This window comes from Cupriavidus sp. 8B, from assembly GCF_054589115.1.
In genome coordinates, this window is sequence record NZ_BAAILO010000482.1 from 1 (window position 1) to 529 (window position 529).

Annotated in this window: 1 protein-coding gene; it reads right to left on the minus strand. The window is 59.9% G+C overall.

Going from position 1 to position 529, the window contains the following annotated elements; translation table 11 throughout:
- Positions 1 to 3: 3 nt before the first annotated feature.
- Positions 4 to 529 (minus strand): transposase (locus ACYP5B_RS44790; protein ID WP_459573870.1); only part of this gene is annotated, 526 nt, incomplete at its 5' end.

Sequence of the window (529 nt, forward strand, 5' to 3'; positions counted from 1 at the left end):
GGTTCATCCGACTTTCGTGTGGGTCAGCGCAGCCGGATGTAGGTTGAGACCACCGCAGTGGAAGTAGACGGCGATCTTGAAGTGGTCCGGATTGCGATAGCCGCAGGCTCGCTTCTGGACAGTGGCGATCTTGGAATTCAACCCCTCGGCAACGGCATTGGTGATGCGATGTTTGAAGTAGGTCAGCACATTCGGCAAGTGGCGGGCGATCAGCCGGGCGGCGTCAATCATCGGCGCCAGCCGGCTATGGGTCGCCCAGAAGTACCAGCGCCTCCAGAAGCGTGTGGCCCAGCCGGTGGTGCGGTAATTCCACAGTCCCCGCAGTGCCTCCTTCAAGGCCCAGGCTCGAGCTGTTTTCAGCTCCATCGTCCTCAGTGCATTGAAGCGTTCCCTGGACGGCTCCAGCATGTTCTCCGGGTTGGTCAGCCACAGGTATTTGCTGCGGGCAAGGGTGTCGTCACCGGCTTTCAGCAACGCCTTGTGCTCCTGCTTTCTGACTTTGTCCACCGCCTCAATGACATGGCGCATG